Source organism: Leifsonia sp. Ger2509, assembly GCF_055231915.1.
Genome location: NZ_JBUYVB010000003.1, coordinates 1,459,944 through 1,480,676 on the forward strand (window position 1 = coordinate 1,459,944; position 20,733 = coordinate 1,480,676).

Annotated in this window: 15 protein-coding genes; 2 read left to right on the forward strand and 13 right to left on the reverse strand. The window is 67.1% G+C overall.

The window, feature by feature from the left end; all coding sequences use genetic code 11:
- Window positions 1-18 precede the first annotated feature (18 nt).
- The 5 genes from ACV7NN_RS07165 to ACV7NN_RS07185 all read right to left on the reverse strand — a co-directional run bounded on the left by ACV7NN_RS07165 (window position 19) and on the right by ACV7NN_RS07185 (window position 8,321).
- Window positions 19-1,590 carry an FAD-dependent oxidoreductase gene (locus tag ACV7NN_RS07165; RefSeq protein ID WP_463348884.1) on the reverse strand — a complete coding sequence of 524 codons (1,572 nt, stop codon included), beginning with the start codon at window positions 1,588-1,590 and terminating at the stop codon, window positions 19-21.
- Window positions 1,587-3,689 (reverse strand): molybdopterin oxidoreductase family protein, encoded by a 2,103-nt coding sequence (locus tag ACV7NN_RS07170; RefSeq protein WP_463348885.1) that lies wholly within the window; start codon window positions 3,687-3,689, stop codon window positions 1,587-1,589. Before ACV7NN_RS07170 ends, ACV7NN_RS07165 begins: the two co-directional genes overlap by 4 nt.
- Window positions 3,690-3,702: 13 nt before the next feature.
- On the reverse strand, window positions 3,703-5,097 hold the full coding sequence (locus ACV7NN_RS07175; RefSeq protein ID WP_463348886.1) for an MFS transporter: 1,395 nt from the start codon (window positions 5,095-5,097) through the stop codon (window positions 3,703-3,705).
- A gap of 139 nt (window positions 5,098-5,236) precedes the next feature.
- Window positions 5,237-6,211 (reverse strand): MIP/aquaporin family protein, encoded by a 975-nt coding sequence (locus ACV7NN_RS07180; protein ID WP_463348887.1) that lies wholly within the window; start codon window positions 6,209-6,211, stop codon window positions 5,237-5,239.
- Window positions 6,212-6,416: 205 nt separating this feature from the next.
- Complete coding sequence (locus ACV7NN_RS07185) at window positions 6,417-8,321, reverse strand: FAD-binding monooxygenase (protein WP_463348888.1); 1,905 nt, start codon at window positions 8,319-8,321, stop codon at window positions 6,417-6,419.
- A 280-nt stretch (window positions 8,322-8,601) separates the two neighbouring features.
- Here ACV7NN_RS07185 and ACV7NN_RS07190 point away from each other — a divergent pair, with 280 nt between their 5' ends.
- Window positions 8,602-11,484, forward strand: a complete 2,883-nt coding sequence (locus ACV7NN_RS07190) for an alkaline phosphatase family protein (protein WP_463348889.1) — start codon at window positions 8,602-8,604, stop codon at window positions 11,482-11,484.
- Between the two features lie 88 nt (window positions 11,485-11,572).
- Here ACV7NN_RS07190 and ACV7NN_RS07195 read toward each other — a convergent pair whose 3' ends face one another.
- Window positions 11,573-12,958, reverse strand: a complete 1,386-nt coding sequence (locus tag ACV7NN_RS07195) for a dihydrolipoyl dehydrogenase family protein (RefSeq protein ID WP_463348890.1) — start codon at window positions 12,956-12,958, stop codon at window positions 11,573-11,575.
- 71 nt (window positions 12,959-13,029) lie between these two features.
- On the opposite strand from ACV7NN_RS07195, the gene ACV7NN_RS07200 reads away from it, so the two are divergent.
- A complete protein-coding gene (locus tag ACV7NN_RS07200; protein WP_463348891.1) occupies window positions 13,030-13,956 on the forward strand; it encodes a cupin domain-containing protein in 927 nt (308 codons plus the stop codon).
- A gap of 3 nt (window positions 13,957-13,959) precedes the next feature.
- On the opposite strand, the gene ACV7NN_RS07205 is transcribed toward ACV7NN_RS07200, so the two are convergent.
- The 7 genes from ACV7NN_RS07205 to ACV7NN_RS07235 all read right to left on the reverse strand — a co-directional run bounded on the left by ACV7NN_RS07205 (window position 13,960) and on the right by ACV7NN_RS07235 (window position 20,718).
- A complete protein-coding gene (locus ACV7NN_RS07205) occupies window positions 13,960-14,541 on the reverse strand; it encodes a DUF6789 family protein (RefSeq protein ID WP_463348892.1) in 582 nt (193 codons plus the stop codon).
- Between the two features lie 109 nt (window positions 14,542-14,650).
- Complete coding sequence (locus tag ACV7NN_RS07210) at window positions 14,651-15,991, reverse strand: NosD domain-containing protein (protein WP_463348893.1); 1,341 nt, start codon at window positions 15,989-15,991, stop codon at window positions 14,651-14,653.
- Window positions 15,988-16,926 carry a carbohydrate kinase family protein gene (locus ACV7NN_RS07215; protein ID WP_463348894.1) on the reverse strand — a complete coding sequence of 313 codons (939 nt, stop codon included), beginning with the start codon at window positions 16,924-16,926 and terminating at the stop codon, window positions 15,988-15,990. Before ACV7NN_RS07215 ends, ACV7NN_RS07210 begins: the two co-directional genes overlap by 4 nt.
- Window positions 16,923-17,903, reverse strand: a complete 981-nt coding sequence (locus ACV7NN_RS07220; protein ID WP_463348895.1) for a glycosyl hydrolase family 32 — start codon at window positions 17,901-17,903, stop codon at window positions 16,923-16,925. The genes ACV7NN_RS07215 and ACV7NN_RS07220 overlap by 4 nt, the downstream gene beginning before the upstream one ends.
- A gap of 10 nt (window positions 17,904-17,913) precedes the next feature.
- A complete protein-coding gene (locus tag ACV7NN_RS07225; RefSeq protein WP_463351253.1) occupies window positions 17,914-18,954 on the reverse strand; it encodes a LacI family DNA-binding transcriptional regulator in 1,041 nt (346 codons plus the stop codon).
- A gap of 73 nt (window positions 18,955-19,027) precedes the next feature.
- Complete coding sequence (locus ACV7NN_RS07230) at window positions 19,028-19,867, reverse strand: carbohydrate ABC transporter permease (protein WP_463348896.1); 840 nt, start codon at window positions 19,865-19,867, stop codon at window positions 19,028-19,030.
- A complete protein-coding gene (locus ACV7NN_RS07235) occupies window positions 19,867-20,718 on the reverse strand; it encodes a carbohydrate ABC transporter permease (RefSeq protein WP_463351254.1) in 852 nt (283 codons plus the stop codon). Before ACV7NN_RS07235 ends, ACV7NN_RS07230 begins: the two co-directional genes overlap by 1 nt.
- Between the last annotated feature and the right edge of the window lie 15 nt (window positions 20,719-20,733).

The window sequence follows — 20,733 nt, forward strand, 5'->3', positions numbered from 1 at the left end:
CAGCAGGCGCGACAGCCATCAGGGAACCGGTGCCGCGGCGAGAATAGCGGCGATCCGGCCTTTGCAGCCGCCGCACCCGGTCCCAGCGCGCGTCTCGCGGCCGACGCACTCGACAGAGTCGCAGCCGGCGGACACGGCCTCGCCGATACGGCCGACGGTCACGCCGTTGCACCAGCACACCGTCGCCTCCGGTCCCAGCGGATCCTCGACCGGCGCGGCCCCCGCATCCGCCGCATCCAGGCGCAGCAGAGCCGACGGCTCGGCTGGAAGGGCCGCGCCGCGTTCGAAGAGGAGGGTGAGCTCGGCCCCCGCATGCGGCAACCCGACCGAGACGAAGCCGGTCAGCGCCCCGGCGCGGACGACGGTCTTGAGGTAGGCGGCGCGCGCAGGGTCGAGCCAGACGCTCACGTCGGCATCCGCATCCCAGGGCTCCGCGGCGTGGTCGCCCCCGGAGACGACATCGATGCCGGTGGCTTTGAGCATGACCGCGGTCGGTCGCTCACGGAGCGCGACCGCCGCATCCGGTGCTGCGACACCGCCCATCGCCTCGGCCGCCAGCCGGCGAGCGAGCGCCCCCGCCTGACGCCAGCCCGGCCCGATGAGCCCGCTCGGGGCTCCGGGAACTCGCCCGTCGGCGGGCATGTCGTCGGGCGAGGCGAGCTGGGCGCAGTCCCCGATCGCGAAGACGTCGGGATCGGTCCAGCTGCGCAGTTCCTCATCCACGAGGATGCCGGCCGAGCAGGCCAGGCCCGCCGCCAGCGCGAGCTCCATGCGTGCGCCCACCCCGCAGGAGAGGACCAGCAGGTCGCCGGGGATGTAGGTGCCGTCGGCGCAGCCGACGCCGTCGAAGACGCGCCCCGCCTCCTCGGAGCGGAAGCCGACGCTCTCCGCACGGGCGTGCGCGGCCATGCCGACGCCGAGCGATCGCGCTGACCGGGCGAGCATCCTGCCGCCCGCCTCATCCAGGTTGCGTGCCATCGGCGACGATCCGTGATGGACGACGACCACGTGCGCCCCGTGCTCGGCGGCCAGCAGGGCGAACTCCATGCCGAGCACGCCCGCGCCCAGCACCACGATCGTGCCGCCACCGGCCACCACCGGGGCCACCGCGTCGGCGTCAGCGAGATCGCGCAGGACCACGACACCCGTGGGGAGCGGATGCTCGCCCCGGTCGAGGGCGGGGTCCGGCGCGGCCGCCCGGTCGCGCCGGGTGCGCTGGAGGCCGTCCAGGGTCGGGATGTTCGCCCGCGCCCCCGTCGCCAGCACCAGCCGGTCGTACGGCAACTCTCCGCCACCGTGAAGGATGACGCGTTGCCGCACCCGGTCGATCGACGCGGCCACATCGCCCAGCCGAATGTCCACCCCGGCGGCGCGCGCGGCCTCTGTGTCAGTCACTTCCAGGCGGTCGCGGTTCGCCGCCCCGACGGCGTACTCGGCAACGAGGACGCGGTTGTAGGCGTCCTCGCGCTCGGCTCCGACGACGGTCAGCCTCAGGTCGCCCGCAGTGACGGCGGGCAGCAGCTCCTCGACCAGGCGCGCGCCGACGGGCCCGTACCCGACGAGCACGACGCGCAGGGGGCGTCCCGTCATGCCGCCTCTGTTCCCGTGCCGCGTTCGACGGTGACGGCGGTGCGTTTGAACTCCGGCATCGCCGAGATCGGATCCACGGCGGCCTCGGTGAGCACGTTCGCGCATCCTCGCCCCGCGTAGTGGAAGGGAAGGAAGATCGTGTCGATGCGCATCCCCGCAGTGAGCAGGGCCCGCGCCGCGACCTCGCCGCGCGCGTTGCGCACGCGCACCGGGTCGCCGTCGGCGATCCCCAGCCGCGCGGCGGTGGCGGGGTGCAGCTCAGCGCGCGCCTCGGGTTGCGCCGACAGCAGTTCTGGCACGCGCCGGGTCTGGGCTCCGGACTGGTAGTGCTCCAGCAGGCGTCCGGTGATGAGGGTGAGCTCGCCTGCGGCGCGGCCGGCCGTGATGTCACGCGCCCGCACGGGCACGAGACGTGCGCGGCCGTCGGCGTGGCCGAAGCGCTCTTCGAACAGCCGCGGAGTTCCGCTCGACCCGGCCGGGTACGGCCAATGCGCCGCCTCCCCGGCCTCCAGCATCTCGTCCAGGACGGCATGGCTGATCCCCGAATAGTCGGCGATGCCACCAGCGGATGCCCGGGCCAGCTCGTCGAACACCGCCGCCGGATCCGTCGGCCACACCGAGGGGGCGTCGAGGCGGCGTGCCAGGTCGGCGAGGATGTCGAGCTCGCTGCGCACCCCCGGCGGTGGCGCGATCGCGCGTCGTCGACGAAGGACACGTCCCTCGAGGCTGGTCATCGTGCCCTCTTCTTCGGCCCACTGCGTGACGGGCAAAACCACATCCGCCAGCTCGGCCGTCTCGGAGAGCACGAAGTCGCACACGACCAGGAGGTCGAGGGCCTCCAGTCCCGCCCGGATGGCACTCACATCGGGCCCCGAGACGACCACGTTCGAGCCGTGCACCAGGAGTGCGCGCACGCCACCCGGTCGACCCAGCATCCCCAGGAGTTCGACGGCCGGCACCCCGGGTCCGGGCAGGATGTCCGGTGGGACGCCCCAGACGGCGGCGACCGCCGCGCGCGCATCCGGGTCGGCAATCTTGCGGTACCCCGGCAACTGGTCGCACTTCTGGCCGTGCTCGCGTCCGCCCTGACCGTTGCCCTGTCCGGTCAGCGTGCCGTAGCCGGAGCCGGTCCGTCCGACGAGTCCGAGCACGAGCGCCAGGTTGATCGCGGCGGTGGCGGTATCCGTTCCGTCGACGTGCTGCTCGACGCCGCGCCCGGTGAGGATGTAGGTGCCGCGGCCACCCGCGAGCCGACGGGCAACCTCCCGGAGTCGCCCGACCGGCACGCCGGTGTGCTCCTGCACCCGCTCGGGCCACCATCCCGCAACACTGCGGCGCACCGCATCGAAACCGGTCGTTCGCTCGCTCACGTACGCGTCGTCGCCGAGCCCTTCGGCGAGCACGACGTGGAGAAGCCCGAGCAGCAGCACGAGGTCCGTTCCGGGAGCCGGCTGGAGGTGGACTCCCCCACCATCGGCGGTGAGCTGAGCCGTCTGCGAGCGCCGCGGATCCACCACGACGAGTCCGCCTGCGGCGCGGGCTCCGGCGAGATGACCGATGAACGGCGGCATGGTGGCGGCAACGTTCGAGCCGAGAAGCAGGATGGTGTCCGCATCGTCGAGATCGGTGACCGGGAACGGCATCCCCCGGTCGACGCCGAAGGCGCGGTTGCCTGCCGCGGCGGCCGACGCCATGCAGAACCGGCCGTTGTAGTCGATGCGCGATGTGCCGAGCGCGAGCCGCGCGAACTTGCCCAGCAGGTACGCCTTCTCGTTCGTGAGTCCGCCGCCGCCGAACACACCGACCGCATCCGCGCCGTCTTCGCGGCGGATCGCTGCCAGCCGCTCCGCCACCAGGCCGAGCGCGTCGTCCCAGCTCGCCGGACGCAGTTCGCCCGACCCGTTGCGGATCAGGGGCGTCGTCAGCCGGCCGGGCGTCGTCAGCAGCTCGGCCGACGTCCAGCCCTTTTTGCAGAGTCCGCCCCGGTTGGTCGGGAACGTGCGCCCGGCCACGGTGACCGGCGTCGGCCCGTCCGCGGTCGGCGTCAGCGTCATCGCGCACTGCAGAGCGCAATACGGGCAGTGGGTGTCGGCGGACATCTCGGCGCGCCGCCTAGATCCGCACCCCGCGGCGGCGACCGTGGACGGCTACCGCCACGGTGATCGCCAACAGCACCACGTAGGCGGCGACGAACCAGAGCAGGCCTGCCTCGTACCCGCCCGTGCCCGCCTTCGACAGCCCGAGCACCTGGGGGACGATGAATCCGCCGTAGGCGCCGAACGCCGACACGATTCCCAGTGCGGCTGCCGCGGTGCGCTGCGCGGACACGTCGCCGGCGGTGCTGTGCCCGTCGTTCGCACCGGAGCGCAGGGCGAAGAGCGTGGGGATCATCCGGTAGGTGGCACCGTTGCCCGCTCCGCTCGCGACGAACAGGATGAGGAAGAAGCCGAGGAACAGCCAGAAGTCGTCGAGCGGGAGGGTGACGACGACGGCGAGCGCGCCGAGCGCCATGACCACGAAGGCGGCGATCGTGATGGCGCTGCCGCCGAAGCGGTCGGCGAGGCGCCCGCCGAACGGCCGAGCGAGAGAGCCCACCAGCGCACCGAGGAACGCGAGGGACAGGGTCGCGCCTCCCACCGGGAAAGCGGCGAACGCGGGGAACTGGTCGGCGATCAGTTTGGGGAAGACGCTGGAGAAGCCGATGAACGATCCGAACGTCCCGATGTAGAGGAGGGCCATCAGCCAGAGCTCGGGTGCTCTCAGGGCGGCGAGGGAGGCCTTCACGTCGGCCCGCGCGCTGCTCAGGTTGTCCATCCGCCGCCACGCGCCGATGACCGCGATCAGGATGAGCGGAACCCAGACCAGGCCGGCGAGCGGCAGCTGCAGGGTCGCCGCAGCGCCGATGGTGATGACGATCGGAACCACGAACTGCGCGACCGCAGCGCCCAGGTTGCCGCCGGCGGCGTTGAGCCCGAGCGCCCAGCCCTTCTTGCGCTGCGGGTAGAAGTAGGTGATGTTCGCCATCGAGCTGGCGAAGTTGCCGCCGCCGAATCCGGCCAGGGCGGCCACCAGCAGCATCACGCCGAACGGCGTATGGGGATTCGCGACGCACAGGGCGAGCCCGATCGCCGGGATGAGGAGCAGGGCTGCCGAGATCATCGTCCAGTTGCGGCCGCCGAGACGCGGCACCATGAACGTGTACGGAAAGCGGAGGGTCGCACCGACCAGGCTGGGGATCGAGATCAGCCAGAACGTCTGCCCTGTGGTGAAGGTGAATCCCGCAGCGGGAAGCGCCACGACCACGATCGACCACAGCTGCCAGACGACGAAGCCGAGGAACTCGGCGAAGATCGACCAGCGCAGGTTGCGCTGTGCGATCGCGGCGCCTTGGTCGCGCCATTGGATCGGATCCTCGGCGTTCCAGCCGTGGATCCACCGGCCGGGACGGAAGACGAGCGACGATTCGTCGGTCGAAGCGGCAGTGGGGGCGGAGACGGTGCTTGTCATCGTGGGGACCTCCTGCGAATGGGTGATGCCCCCACGCTAGGAAGTCCGTGTTTCGGCGGGCCGCGCGCGACGTGAAACCTGCGTGACCAACACCTCTCGTCCCCCGCGTGACGCTGTGAGGGGCGGCGACGTGACGCGCCTAGTGCGGATCGCGCTCGAGGGTGTCCGGTCCCGGCGGACGCACATCGACCAGGTGCTCCCCATGGGGCCGCTCCGCATCCACTCGCACCAGTCGCGCGTGCAGCACGTCGCCGATGAAGAGGTCGTACACGAGGACACCGATGATGCCTCCGATGAGCGGACCCAGTATCGGAACCCACATATAGAAACTGAACCAGGGTCCGTCGCCGGGTACTGCCAGGTTGCCCCAGCCGGCCGCCCACGCCAGCAGTCGGGGCCCGAGGTCACGGGCGGGATTGATCGCGTAGCCCGCGTTCGCGCCGTAGGAGATACCGATCGCGGCGACGGCGAAGCCGATGATCAGCGGGCCCAGGTTCGCCTGCACCGCTGTGTTGCGCAGGTCGATGACCGCCACGACGATGAGCACGAGGAACATCGTTCCCACGATCTGATCGATCAGCGGCCACCACATGTTGCCGTGGAAGTAGGGCGCCGGAAATGTCGCGAAGATCGAGAATGAAGCGAGCGTGTGGCCGTTGACCTTCGGCCCTTTGCTCGCAGCGTCGAAGGCTTCGATCGCCTTGACGTAGACGAGAAGCACCAGCGCCGCGCCCACGAATGCGCCGAGCAGCTGCGAGGCCATGTAGGGCAGTACTTTCACCCAGGCGAACTTGCGCCGGACCGCGAAGGCGAGGGTGATCGCCGGGTTGAGATGGGCGCCGCTGACTCCGCCGGCGATATAGACGGCGAACGCCACGGCGAAGGCCCATCCCCAGGTGATCAGGAGCCAGTCGCCGGTCCCGAGGAAGAACGTGGTCGGGCCCTCCGTGCGCCCGGAGCCGGGGAGGGCAGCCACCGCCATCGCTACGACGCCGTCGCCGAAGGCGATCAGCACGAAGGTCCCCAGGAATTCGGCCAGACATTCTCCCCACAGGCCGCCGCGGGCCTTCAGCCGGGAACCCCTGAAGAGAACTGGAATCGTTTGGTCACTCATCGCCGCACCTCCGCCATCGAACAGGTACGGGCACGCCGCCGAACGTGTCCCCGATTCGGATGCTAATCCGCGCATCCGGCGAATACAAGCGAAACGCAACAATTGCGTCGACGCAACAGCCGGAGTAGATTCAGGTCGGTCGGGCACGCATCCGTGTCGTGGCCAGGGCGGAAGCAGGACGCCGACGCCGCGGCGTCCTGCTTCTTCAGACCGCCACGGAACTCTTCGAGACCATCAGGCCGCGAAAGAAGGCGGCGAGTTCGTCCGTCGCGGCCAGCGGCAGCACGTTCGCCACGTACTGGTCAGGGCGCACGACCACGACGACGCCGCTACGGTCGATTCCGCGGAGTTCGAAGATGTCCTGGGCCGGGTCGGCGGAGAAGACCTTGTTGTAGTCGATGAGGTCGAAAGGCGCGACCCTCGGGAGGAACGCGGCCGGCACCGCGCCGAGGTCGATATCGCTGTGCGCCTGCTGGTAGATCACCTTGACGTCGAACCACGCGTCGACGTCCTGATCGCGCGGAGTGAACGCGCGCACCGGCGAATCGGGGGAATCGGCGATCCACGTCGCGAAGTCCGACGCGGCCGAGACGTCACCGGGGCGGGCGGGGTCGGCGAACACGTAGATCCGCCAGCGTGCGTCGGCGGCCGCGACGTGGCCGAGATGGATCGGATTGCCGTCGCAGACGCGCGTGACCAGCGCGGACTTGAAGCGTTTACCAACGGGGAAGCCGGTCGCGAGCTGTTGATGGACCGGTTCGGCGGTCACCATCGAGGCCGAGTACTGGGTCATGAAACCAGCAGGGAACTCGGCCGTGCGCACATAGAACTCCTCGAGCTCCGACGGATCGTCGAGGTCCTCGGGCCTTGTGGCCATCAGCGTCGACCACTGCTTGTCGAAGTCGATGAGATTCTGCGCGACCACCTGGCGCTCGGCCGAATAGGTGGCCAGCAGCGCCTCGGGGCTTCGCCCTTCCAGAACGTGCCCCAGTTTCCATCCCAGGTTGAAGCCGTCCTGCATCGACACGTTCATCCCCTGGCCGGCTTTGGCGCTGTGGGTGTGGCACGCGTCGCCGGCGATGAACACCCGCGGCGTCTTCGAACCGACCGCCTCCGCCGTCACGTCGTCGAACCGGTCGGTGAGGCGATGGGCCACCTCGTACACGCTGTGCCACGCGACGTTGCGCACGTCGAGCGTGTATGGATGAAGGATCTCGTTGGCTTTGGCGATGATCTGTTCGATCGTGGTCGCCCGGACCGCACCGTGGTCGTCGGCGGCGACGTCGCCGAGGTCGACGTACATGCGGAACAGGTACCCGCCCTCACGCGGGATGAGGAGGATGTTGCCGCCAGAACCGGACTGGATCGCGCACTTCGTCCGGATATCGGGGAAATCGGTGACGGCCAGCACGTCCATCACGCCCCACGCGTGGTTGGCGTGGTCACCCGCCATCGTGCATCCGATCGAGTCGCGCACCCTGCTGCGGGCGCCGTCCGCCCCCACCACATACTTCGCCCGCACGAGCCGTTCCTGTCCGTCGAGGTCGCCATCGGTGTGCACGAGGGTGACCGTGACCGGGTACTCCCCCTCCTCCGCGATCTCGAGGCTGCGGAATTCGTAGCCGTAGTCCGGCACCATCCGGGTCGGTGCGTTCCGCATCACTTCGGCGAAGTAGTCCAGCACGCGAGCCTGGTTGACCAGCAGGTGCGGAAACTCGCTGATTCCGGTCGGGTCGTCGACCGCCCGGGCCGCGCGCACGATCCTGGTCGGGTCGTCGGGGTCGGGTTTCCAGAACGCCATCTCGGTGATCCGGTACGCCTCGGCGATGATCCGCTCAGCGAAACCGAAGGCCTGGAAGGTCTCGACACTCCGGGCCTGGATGCCGTCGGCCTGGCCGATCACGAGGCGTCCGCTGCGGCGCTCGACGATGCGGGTGGTGATGCCGGGGAACTGCGAGAGCTGGGCCGCAGCGACCATCCCGGCCGGTCCCGTTCCAACAATCAGCACATCGACTGCTTCGGGAAGCTCATCCGGCCTGTCGATACCGACACCGGCGGCGGGCTGGATGCGCGGGTCACCGGACACGTATCCCCTGTGGTGGAACTGCACGGGGCTCTCCTCACTTCTTTGTGGGGTTCAAACGCACGGTGTTCGATAATCGAACACCTAATTCTTATATCGCACACCAGTGTAGGCGCGGTCCCGGTGAGCGGCAATGCGGACATCCCGTCACCGCGTGTTCATGAACCGTTTGGTTGACCCCCTCATGGGGGATACGTCAGTCTCGTGGCTGTGATCTCTCTGGGAGGTCGTCCACCGGTGGGATGCGTTTGCAACATCCCACCGCGTCTGTGTTCTGAACGATTCGAGTTCGTGAAAGGTCTCTGAGATGCACGACAAAACTCCTCGACGCAAACGATCCGGCAGGCGTCGCCTGTCCCTCCGCACACCCCGGCAGCGGATCGTGGCGGTCGCCGCCACCACCTGCGCCATCGCCCTCCTCGGTACCGGGATCGCGAACGCCTCGACGTTCGGGTTCGGCGACCAGCAGGTCGGCAGTCAGAACAGCAAGGGAGAGCAGATCTCCTCGAACCAGGTGATCCAGCCTGTCGGCGACCGCCTCATGACGCCGTTCGGCAAGCTCATGGGATCGGTCGTCAGCCCGGACGGTCGCTACCTCGTCGGCACCAGTGCCGACCGATCGGTCGACCTGCAGGTCTTCGATCTGAGGTCGTACCGGCCCGTCGCGGCTGCAGGAACCCTGGCAGCAGCATCCTTCGCGACAGCGGCATCCAACGCCGGCTATGCGGGGATGTCGTACCTCAAGATCGCTGATGGCACCGTCGGCCAGGAGGGCCCCGCCTTCTCGCCCGACGGAAAGTTCCTGTTCGAGCCCGTCGCGACCGGGATCATCCGGTATCCGTTCAATACGGACGGCTCGCTCGGCGCCGGCACGAAGATCAGCATCCCCACGACCGCCTCGGGCCTCGAAGCGCTGACCGCCGGGATGGCGTTCTCGCCCGACGGCGCCACGCTGTACGCGGCGGTCAACGGACAGAACACCGTCGTCGCCATCGATCCGGTGACCGGAACGATCCAGCACACGTACGCCGTGGGCATCGCTCCCCGGCAACTGACGATGGTGGGCTCGCACCTGTACGTCTCGAACGAGGGAGGCCGGCCCGCCGTCGCCGGAGAAGCCACAATGGGGTCATACGGCACACAGGTTCCCGCTGACACCAACCTCGGCACCTCGACGACCGGAACGGTCAGTATCATCGACACCACCGACCCGGCGGCACCGCCGTCGTCGATCGCCGTTCAGCTGCACCCGACAGCGATGCACCTCGACGGCACCACGCTGTACGTGGCCAACACGAACAGCGACACCGTCTCCGTCGTCGACACACGCTCGAACCAGGTCGTGCAGACCTTCGCCACCCAGCCCTGGGCGTCGTCGAAGACCGGGTACGAGCCGACCGCCATCACCATGCAGGGCGACCACCTGCTGGTGTCCCTCGGCCGGGCGAATGCGATCGCGATCTACACAGTGGACCGGAAGGACCCGCGCGACCCGGCCAGCTACATCGGCCTCCTGCCGACGGACTACTTCCCCGAGAACGCCACCGCGGTCAACGGGAGCATCGTCGTCACCAACACGCGCGGAATCGACGCTCGTGGGCCGCTCCTGACGTTCACCAAGGGCCAGGGAACGACGCCGGCGACCGGGCACGGGACGCACTCCACTACGGCGTCGCTGACCAGGTTCGTGCTTCCGAACGACAAGCAGATCCAGAAATACACCGCGACAGTGTTCACCCAGAACGGCTGGGACGCCCGCTCGGTCAAGCTGGCCCAGGGCGATCAGGGCGACGGCGGGCCGGTCAGCGCCATCCCGAAGCGCGTCGGCGACCCGTCCCCGATCAAGCACGTGTTCCTCCTCGTCAAGGAGAACCGCAGCTACGACCAGCTGTACGGCGACATGAAGCAGGGTGACGGCGATCCGACGCTCGCCCAGTTCGGGCAGAATGTCACGCCGAACCAGCACGCTCTGGCGACGCAGTTCGGTCTGTACGACAACACGTACGACATCGGCACCAACTCCGCCGAGGGCCACAACTGGCTGATGCAGGGAGACAATCCGGCATATACGGAGACGAGCGCCGGCGAATACACCCGCTCGTACGACACTGAAGAGGATGTTCTCGGCCACCAGCGCACAGGCTTCCTGTGGACCTCGGTCCAGTCAGCGGGCAAGACGGCGAAGAACTTCGGAGAGTTCGAGTACGGCGAAGGAAAGCCCTCCGGCGCGACCTGGCAGCAGTATTACTGCACCGCGAAAGGCGTCATGGCCGGCGGCGATCCCGCCACGCTGTTCGATCCGTCGATCCAGCTGCACGCGAGCTCGGCCATCCCCTCGCTGAATGCCATCACCGACCCGAATGCCGCTCCGTTCGACCTGGCCGTGCCGGACATCTACCGTTACGAGACCTGGAAGCAGGACTTCGAGAAGAACGGCCCGTCGAACCTGAACATGGTGTGGCTCTCGAGCGACCACACCGGTGGAACGGCGGACCCGGAGGCCCAGGTCGCTGACAACGACCTCGCCGTCGGAAAGATCGTCGACGAGATCTCGCACTCCCGGTACTGGAAGGACTCGGCGATCTTCGTCGCCGAGGACGACACCCAGGACGGCGCCGACCACGTCGACGGCCACCGGGCACCCATCCAGGTGATCAGCCCGTACGCGACGCACGGCAAGACGGTCAGCACCTTCTATTCGCAGATCAACCTGGTGCGGACCATCGAGCAGATCCTCGGCGCGCAGCCGCTCAACCAGAAGCTGGCTGCAGCGACGCCGATGACCGATGCGTTCACCAACAAGCCGGACCTGAGGCCGTACAACGCGGTGTTGAACCGTGTGCCGCTGACCGAGGGCGTCGTCACCGCGCCGGCCTGCGGCTACGACACCCTCGGCCTGACCGGGGATGCTGCCAAAGCGGTGAACGCGGCTGCGGCGAAAGCTGCCGCGATCCCTGCTCCCGAGCAGGCGACCGCGGCGAAATGGCAGAAATGGGCCGAGAAGCAGCACTTCACCGGCACCCACGGCCACAACGCGATTCCGGACTACGACAACCCGCAACTGATGAACCGCTGGACGTGGTACCAGGCGCACCACTGGACCACCGCCTACCCGGGGGACGCGAAGATCTACGGACCGGACGACGTTCCAGGGATCGCCCCAGGGTCCGTCAACCACGACGACGAGTGATCCTCGCGGATCACTGAACTCCTCCAGCAGCGGGCCCGGCGGGACACCTCCCGCCGGGCCCGCCGCTTCGTCGTGAACGTCGATCCGCCTAGCCCACGACCTTGTCGAACACTTCATTGAAGGCCTCGGTGGAGCTCGGGTGAGTATAGATCGAGTTCCGCAACTCGGTCGCGGTGACATCGTGGCGCATGGCCAGAGCAACCGTGTTGATCAGTTCCTGCGCATCGATGCTGAGCAGTGCAGCGCCGAGGATGAGGTCGGTGTCGGCGTCGACGATGAACTTCATCACGCCACGCGTCTCCTCGACCGTGTAGGCCCGCGGCATTGCGATGATGTCGGCGACGTTCTCCCGCGCCACCGTTATGTTGCGGCCCTGCGCGCGCGCGACGGTCTCGGTGAGCCCGACGGTCGCCAGCGGCGGCGTCATGAACAGCGTGTGCGGCACCGCGACCCGGTCGGTCGTGGTTCGCGTGCCGTCACCGAGCAACTCGTCGAGGACGATTCGCGCATCGTCGAGTGCCACGTAGGTGAACTGCGGGCCACCGTTCACGTCGCCGAGGGCGAAGATGTGCGGCTGGCTCGTGTGGAGGCGTTCGTCGACCTGGATGCCACCGCGGTCGGTGACGTTCACGCCCGCTGCTTCCAGGTCGAGCTGCGAGATCGCCGGCCGGCGGCCCACCGCAGACAGGATCGCGTCCGCGTCGATGGTGAGTGTCACGCCGTCCTTCTCGTAGACGACGGTCGCCGTCGCGCCGTTGTCACGGACCTCCCCGACGGATGCGCCGGTGATGATCCGAATGCCGTCGCCTTTGAGAATTTCTGTCGCCACTGCGGCGATGTCCGCATCCTCACGTCCGAGGAGACGCTCAGTAGCTTCGAGTACGGTCACCTGGGTACCGAAGTGCTGGTAGATCGCGGCGAATTCGAGCCCGAGATAGCCGCCTCCGATGATGACGAGCTGCTTGGGAAGTCGATCCTTCTGGATGAGGTCGGTGCTGCTGACGAGGTGGGGGTTGTCGGCCAGTCCGGGGATTGCCGGAACGAGGGCCTCGGATCCTGTGTTGATGAGGATCGTCTGCGCGGTCACGGTGATCTGATCGTCGCCTTCGCCGACCGCGACCGTGTGCGCGTCGAGAAAGCGCGCAGTGCCGGTGATGACGGTGGCGGTGTCCTTGCTGTCGAGACCTGCGAAGTTTCCGGCCCGGAATGCGGTGGTGAGTCTGCGGACGCCCGCAACCGAGTTCGCGAAGAACTCTTGCGCGTCGTCTTCGAGCCGCTTCGCGCCCGAATAGTGAACGAGCATCTTCGTCGGCACGCAGCCGACGTTCGGGCAGGTCCCCCCATACATGTTCTCCGACTGTTCGACCAGGATGACTCGTCTGCCCGCGTCGCTGAGCGCGTGTGCGGCCGTTTTGCCGCCTTTGCCGAATCCGACGACGAGGACATCTGCGGTGAGGTTCGTTGCTGTTTCCATGCCATTAGTCAACGCTTCCGCAAAGCGCGATGTAGGCTGTTGTGTCGCATATTTCTGCCCGAAAGTCTCACATGGATGCTGTCAGCCACCTGATCCGACTCGCGCGCGTCGACGCGTCGCTCGACAAGCACTGCCTGCTGAGCTCATCGACGCACATGGACGTGTCCTACGACACCGAGCGCACAGCGCCGTTTCATGTGCTGCTCGAGGGAACGTGCCAGCTCCAGGTGGGTGCGCACCTCCTCGACCTTCGCCCGGGTGACGTCGTCCTGATCCCGGGCGGCGAACCGCACCGCATCATCACCCCGGGCGCGGGGCGCATTCGAGGGGTGGCCGAAACCCGTGGTGACGCCTTCGAGACGACGGTCACCGATGGGGCGGGATCCCCGGTGATCGACCTGTTCTGCGGGCACTACACGTTCGGCCCGGGCACCGGATCGATCCTCTTCAGGAGCCTGCCCGAACCCGTGCACATCTCGTTCGGCGCGACTTCGGAAACGGATGCTGCGTTGCGGATGCTCAGCACCCTCATGCGAACGGAGGCCGCCCGCGAGGGAGAGGGAACCGCAGCGATCCTGTCCTCGCTTTCGAGCATCCTGCTGACCATGATCCTGCGGACGTCGCGGGGCGCGACGACGGATGCCGCACTCTGGACGGCATCGAGCAACCGGGCGATCGTCGCCGTCGTCGAGCGTGTGCTCGAACGCCCCGGTGACGACTGGTCGATACAGAGGATGAGCGAACTCAGCAGGATGTCCCGCGCGACGTTCATCCGCCAATTCGAGCGCAACACGGGCACGAGCTTCGGAGTCTTCCTCACCCGGGTCCGGTTGATGGTGGCCGCCGGCCTGCTGCAGACGACCAGCCTGACCGTCGGCGCCGTCGCCGCCGAAGTCGGGTTCAAGTCGGAATCGGCGTTCTCGCGGGCGTTCGTCAAGCAGGCGGGCGTGACTCCGGCGCGATCACGCCGGGCCGCTTCCGTCGCCGAGCTCCGCTGATTCTCACAGCTGACGTCGACGGCGCGGCAGGAGCCGGGAGAACACCGCGGCGGTGGTCAACCCGTAGACGAGGTGGGCGGCGAGATCCTTGCCGAGTGTCTTGGCGTCGTACTGCCAGATCGGCTTGTAGAGGTGCATCGGCGGCAGTATGACGTAGCCCGACAGCCACATCGCGGTACCGAAGACCAGCCCATGGACGGTTCGCTGCTTCTTCAAGGACGCGGCGACGACGCCGTACGCGACGGCGCCCGACACTGAATAGGCCCAGTGCATGATGTTGTTCGTCGGAGCCGCGCTCTCGTCGGGGAGCTCGCGTTCGAAGAGCCCTTCGACGATCCGCTTGCCGACCTGCGCGGGTGCAGGAGCCTCGTCCCAATCGCTCACGTCGGCCGAGAACTCCCACTCCGGGAAGGGCTCGGTTCCGTGGTTTCGCCGGTATTGGGCGTACAGCCAGAGGTCGAACGCCACCGTGCCGGCCACGCCGGCGATGGCACCGCGGACGATCGCGCCGACCGGGGTGACCCTGGCTCGCGTGGGCGCGGCGCTGCTGCATGCTCCTGACGGGCGTCGGCCGTGCTCGGTCATCGTGCGCCCCTTCCTGATGGCAGGGATGGTGTGGGGTTGCGAGTGCATCCTTCCACCACCCGCCTCGCGCGTCCAGCACGATGCTGGTCCGGATGCGCCCGGGCGGTGACTAGGAACCGATCGCGGGCGTGGGTCTGAAAGCGTTGGCGGCAGTATCCATGACGACTTCGGAGCCGCTTCCTGAATCAAGGATCGTATTCCGCGGTGATCCGGAATCGACCATGACGGCCGCGACGTGGAGGGCGTCGCCGGCCTGCGTCGTCAGCAGAGCGTCGACCTGGGCCGAGAATGCGGAATCACCCGATCTGGGATGCGCGTCCAGGGCCACCACGTGGTTGCTGGCGACGTAATTGCCACCGCCCGCCACCAGCCGGATGATCACCGGCGTCGCATCGGCCGGACGAATGCTCTCGGCGTCGATGACCTCGGAGAAGTGGTTTCCGATCAGAGAATTGTTGCTGCCGCTGACACGGAGCAGTCCGTACAGGTCGTCCAGCCCGTTGTCGACTCCCAGGAATGGAGTCCACGGCTCGTGGTCACGCAGGAAATGATTCGAGGCCACGAGGTTCTCCGAACTGTCCGCCGCGAGAACGACCATCCCGGGGTAGAACGAATGCAAGCGGTTGTTCGTGACGCTCGAACGCGTGACGCTGTGAAGATAGACGCTGCTAGCGCCGCGGGGGAAGACGTTGTTCGCCGTCACGAGGAGTCCGCCATGGTTCTCGGCGTAGATCGTGTGACCCTTGGGGCCGGCGCCGACCAGGTTGTCCGTGACCTTCGACGCCTGCCCCCATCCGCGCAACTCGATGCAGCTTCCGCATTCAGCGATGAAGTTGTCGTGAACGGACAGGGCGTCCGCGTTGTAGATCGTGAGTGCGTGTTCGAGGTAGACGAACCCCATGCCTGTGACGCGGAAGGAATCGTTGGCGTTCGCGACATAGATGCCCGTCTTGCCGTTGACGTAGGTGTTCTCCGGATGCAGCTCCGAGCCATCCGAGTCGAAGTGCAAACCGTCGATGCAGAAGTCGGAGAATTCGACCGAGCTGATCCGCGGGCTCCCGGTTCGTTCTATGAAGAACGCGGCGCGCGTGGATTCGACCGCTTCTTCTTCACGGGGGATGTCCACGAGGATGCGGCTGCCTCCGGGCCACAGCTCGTGCAGGTCGGGCCACTCGTCTTCGGGCACGTTGAAGCGGATACTCGACGAGGTGAAGCCGTGTCCGGAGCCCTCGATCCTGAGGAAACTGATGTCGATCACGACCTGGGTCCGAAGGTGGTAGTCCCCCGGCGGAATGTAGATGACGGCGCCTGGCTTTCCACCCTGGCCTTCATCCGTGGTCTCCTGACGTGCCTTCACATCGGCGATGATGCTGTTGATCACCTCGCCGATGTCTTCGGCGGGGTCACCGACGGGCCAGCTCGTCACGTCGTAGTGGTTGGCGCTCGTCATCGACTCGCCTCTCGTGTCACTGGGACGCTGGTGCGGGCTGCCTGCAGTTCGCTGAGGCGCGGCAGGTCGGCTCCCGGTCGGGAGACCGTGATCGCTGCTGCGTGTGCAGCCGTTTCGCCGACGGCTTCGAGTCGCTCGGCCGAGATCGGTCCTCCGTCCCACCCGTCTCCGTCGAAGGCGAGCGCCCAGATCAGTGCTGCCATGAAGGAGTCGCCAGCGCCGACGGTGTCGGCGACGCGGGTCCGGGCAGCTCCGATGCTGACGCGATGGTGGCCACTGGCGAGAGAGGCGCCCTGGCTTCCACGGGTGACCACGGCCACGCTGACTCCGCTGTCGATGAGGCGGTCGAGCACATCCTCGGGAGTCATTCCCGGATACAGGTATTCCGCATCCTCGTCGCTCAGCTTCGTGAGCTGGGAGCTGAGCGCCAACTCCTCGAATGACGCGCGAGTCCGGTGCGGATCCGGCATGAGGGACGCCCTGACGTTCGGATCGAAGCTGATCAGGGCACCATCGCTCCGGCCGCGCACGAGGATTTCCCGGGTGACCTCCGCGCCGGGTTGGAGGAATGCGCCGAGCGAGCCGGCGTGGATGAGCGTCGGCGATTCACGATCACCGAGCCGCGCCGGGTCCCAGCGCAGCGTGAATCGATAACTGGCCGACCCGTCCTCAGCGAGGAAGGCCGTCGCCGTGGACGTCGGCGCGCTCGTCACCGAGCCCGGAGTCACGGCGACGCCCGATGTGCGTAGCTGTCGCTGGATCAGTGCTCCGTCCGCGTCGTCGCCGATCGCTGTATGCAACATGGTCGCGACGTCGAGGCGCGCAAGACCGAGCGCGACATTCGCCGGCGATCCTCCGGGATGGCGGCTGACCCGCCCTCCGTCGACGACTTCGTCGATGAGTGCCTCACCGACGACGAGGGCGCTCGGCCTCATGAAGGAATCCGGATGTTCAGCGCGTCGACTGAGTCGTGTGTGCGGATCTCCAGGCGTCCGTCGCTCCAGTGGACGGGTTGCGGATCGGTGATCTCCCCGACCCAGCCCCCGTCGCCATCGTTGTTCCTGAAGGCCAGAAGCTGCCATCGACCCAAACGGTCCTGGACGAGACGACCCACATAGAGTCGTTCATCGGTAATCCTGTACGCGTCCTCGATGTGGAACGGCCCGGCCAGCGAAACGGTCGGGAAAGCCCAGATGCCGCCGACCGGTTCCTCGGCGCGATGCTCGCGAGAGAGCTCGGTTGCAAGACAGGAGAACAACCCGACCGGCCGGCCCTCGAGTTCGATGGTCTGGATCACCTCGAGGTGCCCGAACCCCGACCCGGGCGCCGACAGCGGCGGCTGCACCGTCCAACTGGTCAGATCGGAAGATGTCGCATGGCCGACCACACCGCGGTCGTCCGAATCCCCGTGGTTCGCCCGAGCTGTGATCAGCATGTGCCAGACGCCGCCATCGCGGAACACCCAGGGATCACGCCACGCCTGGTCCGGCCACTGTCTGGTCGTCGCCGTCTCGTACCAGCGCTGGTCGGGTTCGAGCACCTGACGGCCCGGCTCCCGTCGCCAGGTGAACAGGTCATCCGACACGACGGAACTGATCCGCTGGTTCAGTCCGCCCTCCGACTGGCTGACGGCTGTGTAGAACATCCGCCACGAACCGCTGTCCTCGCGCACGACCGAACCGGTCCACGTCGCCAGGTCGTCGAACGTGGGTGCGTCGTCCGGGATGACCGCATCGGCGTGTTCAGTCCAATTCGTCAGATCCTTCGACGTTGCATGACCGATCGTGGCACGCCAGTGCCGTCGATCGGGGTCGAGGAGGGCGCGGGACGCCTTGAGGAAGAACAGGTGATAGTCGTCGCCGTCGTCGGCGATCCAGAAATCCCACACCCAGGAGGCGGCGAGGTGAAGCATGTCGTTCCTTTCAGTCGGCTCGTGGTGCGGCCACGGACCCTCTGACCACGAGCGGGCAGTCGAGAAGGGTGGGCTCGTCGGCGAGCGAGCGGTATTCGGCCTCGCCCTGAAGCAGGTGCACGAGCGTCTCGACCGCCCAGGCCCCCATCTCGTAGTGAGGGAGTGCGACTGTGGTCAGGCCGGGGAAGAGGTTCGCTGCAATGAGTTCCTGGTTGTCGAATCCCACGATGGAGAGGTCGCCGGGGATCTCGAGACCGAGCTCACTCGCCGCATGGTAGGCGCCCATCGCCATCCGGTCGTTATAACAGAACAGAGCTGTCGGCCTGTCGTTCCTGCCGAGGACCTCGCGAGCGAGCTCGTATCCGGGAAACGTTTCGGACGGGGCGGAGACGACCAGGCTCTCGTCGAAGGGAATGCCGTGCTCCTGGAGGACCTGGCGGTAGCCGGCGAGGCGGAGGTGCGTCGCAGGCACATCGTCGTCGTTGTTCAGAAAACCGATGCGCGTGTGCCCGGCCTCGACCAGATGGCCGACGGCGGCGACGGCGCCCGCGACCTCGTTGGGGACGACCGCCGGGACGATGCCCGCCCGGTCGGTCGAGTCGATCAGGACAGCAGGCAGCTCTTGTAGGTTCGGCGGAAGGGATACGGTGCGGTGATACATCGTCGCGTACAGGACCGCGTCGACCTGGCGGTCGATCAGGGCCTGGACATCCGCCCGGTGGGACGGGCCGCCGGCCTCGCGATCCGTGTTGATGATGACGAGGGTGAGATCGTGCTCACGCGCCGCGTTCTGCGCGCCGAGGATGATCCGTCCCGCGTGCGGAGTGGTCGCGATCTCTTCGCTCAGAAGGCCGATCAGGCCCGACCGGTTGGTCCGGAGCCCCTGTGCCATCCGATTCGGCCCGTATCCGATGGACTTCGCCGCCTCGCGCACACGCGCGCGCGTCTCTTCGGAGACTCTCATGTGCGGGGTGTCGTTCAACACGTGCGACACCGTCGTGATCGACACCCCTGCGAGCTCCGCGACCTCGCGGATCCCTGCACTCTTCACGGTCACTTCTGTCTCCCCATTTCCTGGTTCACGCCCACGACAGCACGCGTCGACATTCCCACGTCGCCGTGGGTCACCCTTTCACCGCTCCGAGGGTGAGGCCGGCGACGATGTGCCGCTGGAGCACGATGGCCAGCACGATCACCGGTACCGAGTAAAGCACCGCGAGCGACGTCATACTGCCCCAGTCCAGGCCGAACTGGCTCTGGAAGTTGGCGATCTGCAGGGGCGTCGTGACGGCACGGACCGACGTGAGAAGCAACGCGAAAATGAAGTCGTTCCACGATGCCAGGAAGGCGAAGATCGCCGCGACGGCGACTCCCCCTCGGGTGACAGGGAGAACGACGCGCCACAAAGCGCCCATCCTCGAGCATCCGTCGACGCGGGCGGATTCCTCGAGCTCATCCGGGACCGCCTCGAAGAAGCTCGCCATGAGCCAGATCGACAGCGGCAGGGAGATCGTGGTCTGCGCGATCGCCAGCGCGAGGCTCGTATCGGACAGGCCGAGGTTGTGGAAGATCGAGATGAGCGGCGCACCGACGACGATGGCGGGAACCATTCTCATGATGAGCGCGAGAAGGATGAAGATCCGGCCCGGGCGGGTGCGGTAGCGGGTGACGGCGTACGCCGCCGGCACCGCGAGGACCAGTGAAAGAACCGTGCTGATCACGGCCGTCTCGATGCTGTTGACGAACGACTGCGGTACACCCTGCGTCGTGAGGGCCGTGATGTAGTTCTGGATCGTCCAGACCGATGGCAGGATCGTCGGCGGAATCGCGTTCGTCTCGATCGGCGTCTTGAACGACGTGAACAGCATGTAGACGAATGGGAATGCGTAGAGGACGACGAGCACCGTGAGAGCGGTCCAGAGGATGGCGCGGGTGCCGCTGCGCCGCGTTTCGAGTCCGTTCATCAGTGGTCACTCCCTGGACGCCAGATGGTGAGTACAGCGACGATGGCCACGATCATCATCGCGATCAAGTAGAGGGTGCCCATCGCACTGGCGAGCCCAGGGTTCCCGTTCGCGATCTGCGTGTTGTAGACGAGCAGCGACATCACATTCGTCGAATTCTCCGGGCCGCCGTTCGTCATCACGACGATCGTGTCGAATGCCCGCGCGGCATCGACGCCGCGGACGATGAGCGCCACAGCGATCACGGGGCGCAAAAGGGGAAGGATGATCCGGAACAGCAGGGTTGGATAACGTGCCCCGTCGATCCGCGCCGCCTCGAGGATCTCCCCCGGCACGTTCTGCAGGCCGGCGAACAACACCAGTGCGATGAAGGACGTGGTGAGCCAGATATCGGGCAGCGCCACCGAGAACAACGCGATGCTCGGGTCGCTCAACCATTGGATCTGGTTGGGCGACGAGATGATGTGAGCCTCATAGAGAAGCTGGTTGACGATTCCGGAATTGTCGATGAGCAGGAATCGCCAGAGCAGACCGGCGACGATCGGGGCGATCATCAGCGGGTAGAGGAAGATGGTCCGGAAGATCCGGGAGCGGTTGCCCAGGCCGCTGAAGAGCAGTGCGACCGTGAGGCCGAGCACGAACTCGAAGAAGACGACGATCGCGGTGTAGGCGATGGTCCGCCCCGCCGAGTTGCTGAACTCCGCCGACGTGAGCGCCCGGGTGTAGTTCGAGAACCCCACGAACGTGCGGGGGCTCCCGGCGATCGGGTTGTAGTGGAAGAAGCTGTTGCCGACGAATTGGATCAGTGGCCATGCCACGAAGGCAGCGAGGAAGAGCGCTGCGGGCAGCATCAGCAGGAGGGCGAA

Coding starts and splice junctions, on each gene's coding strand:
- ACV7NN_RS07210 (WP_463348893.1), bottom strand. CDS start 15,991: ATGACGAGCGCCAACCACTACGACGTGACGAGCTGGCCCGTCGGTGAC.
- ACV7NN_RS07230 (WP_463348896.1), bottom strand. CDS start 19,867: ATGAACGGACTCGAAACGCGGCGCAGCGGCACCCGCGCCATCCTCTGG.
- ACV7NN_RS07205 (WP_463348892.1), bottom strand. CDS start 14,541: ATGACCGAGCACGGCCGACGCCCGTCAGGAGCATGCAGCAGCGCCGCG.
- ACV7NN_RS07190 (WP_463348889.1), top strand. CDS start 8,602: ATGCACGACAAAACTCCTCGACGCAAACGATCCGGCAGGCGTCGCCTG.
- ACV7NN_RS07220 (WP_463348895.1), bottom strand. CDS start 17,903: ATGCTTCACCTCGCCGCCTCCTGGGTGTGGGATTTCTGGATCGCCGAC.
- ACV7NN_RS07235 (WP_463351254.1), bottom strand. CDS start 20,718: ATGCTGCCCGCAGCGCTCTTCCTCGCTGCCTTCGTGGCATGGCCACTG.
- ACV7NN_RS07170 (WP_463348885.1), bottom strand. CDS start 3,689: ATGTCCGCCGACACCCACTGCCCGTATTGCGCTCTGCAGTGCGCGATG.
- ACV7NN_RS07180 (WP_463348887.1), bottom strand. CDS start 6,211: ATGAGTGACCAAACGATTCCAGTTCTCTTCAGGGGTTCCCGGCTGAAG.
- ACV7NN_RS07165 (WP_463348884.1), bottom strand. CDS start 1,590: ATGACGGGACGCCCCCTGCGCGTCGTGCTCGTCGGGTACGGGCCCGTC.
- ACV7NN_RS07215 (WP_463348894.1), bottom strand. CDS start 16,926: ATGAGGCCGAGCGCCCTCGTCGTCGGTGAGGCACTCATCGACGAAGTC.
- ACV7NN_RS07200 (WP_463348891.1), top strand. CDS start 13,030: ATGGATGCTGTCAGCCACCTGATCCGACTCGCGCGCGTCGACGCGTCG.
- ACV7NN_RS07175 (WP_463348886.1), bottom strand. CDS start 5,097: ATGACAAGCACCGTCTCCGCCCCCACTGCCGCTTCGACCGACGAATCG.
- ACV7NN_RS07195 (WP_463348890.1), bottom strand. CDS start 12,958: ATGGAAACAGCAACGAACCTCACCGCAGATGTCCTCGTCGTCGGATTC.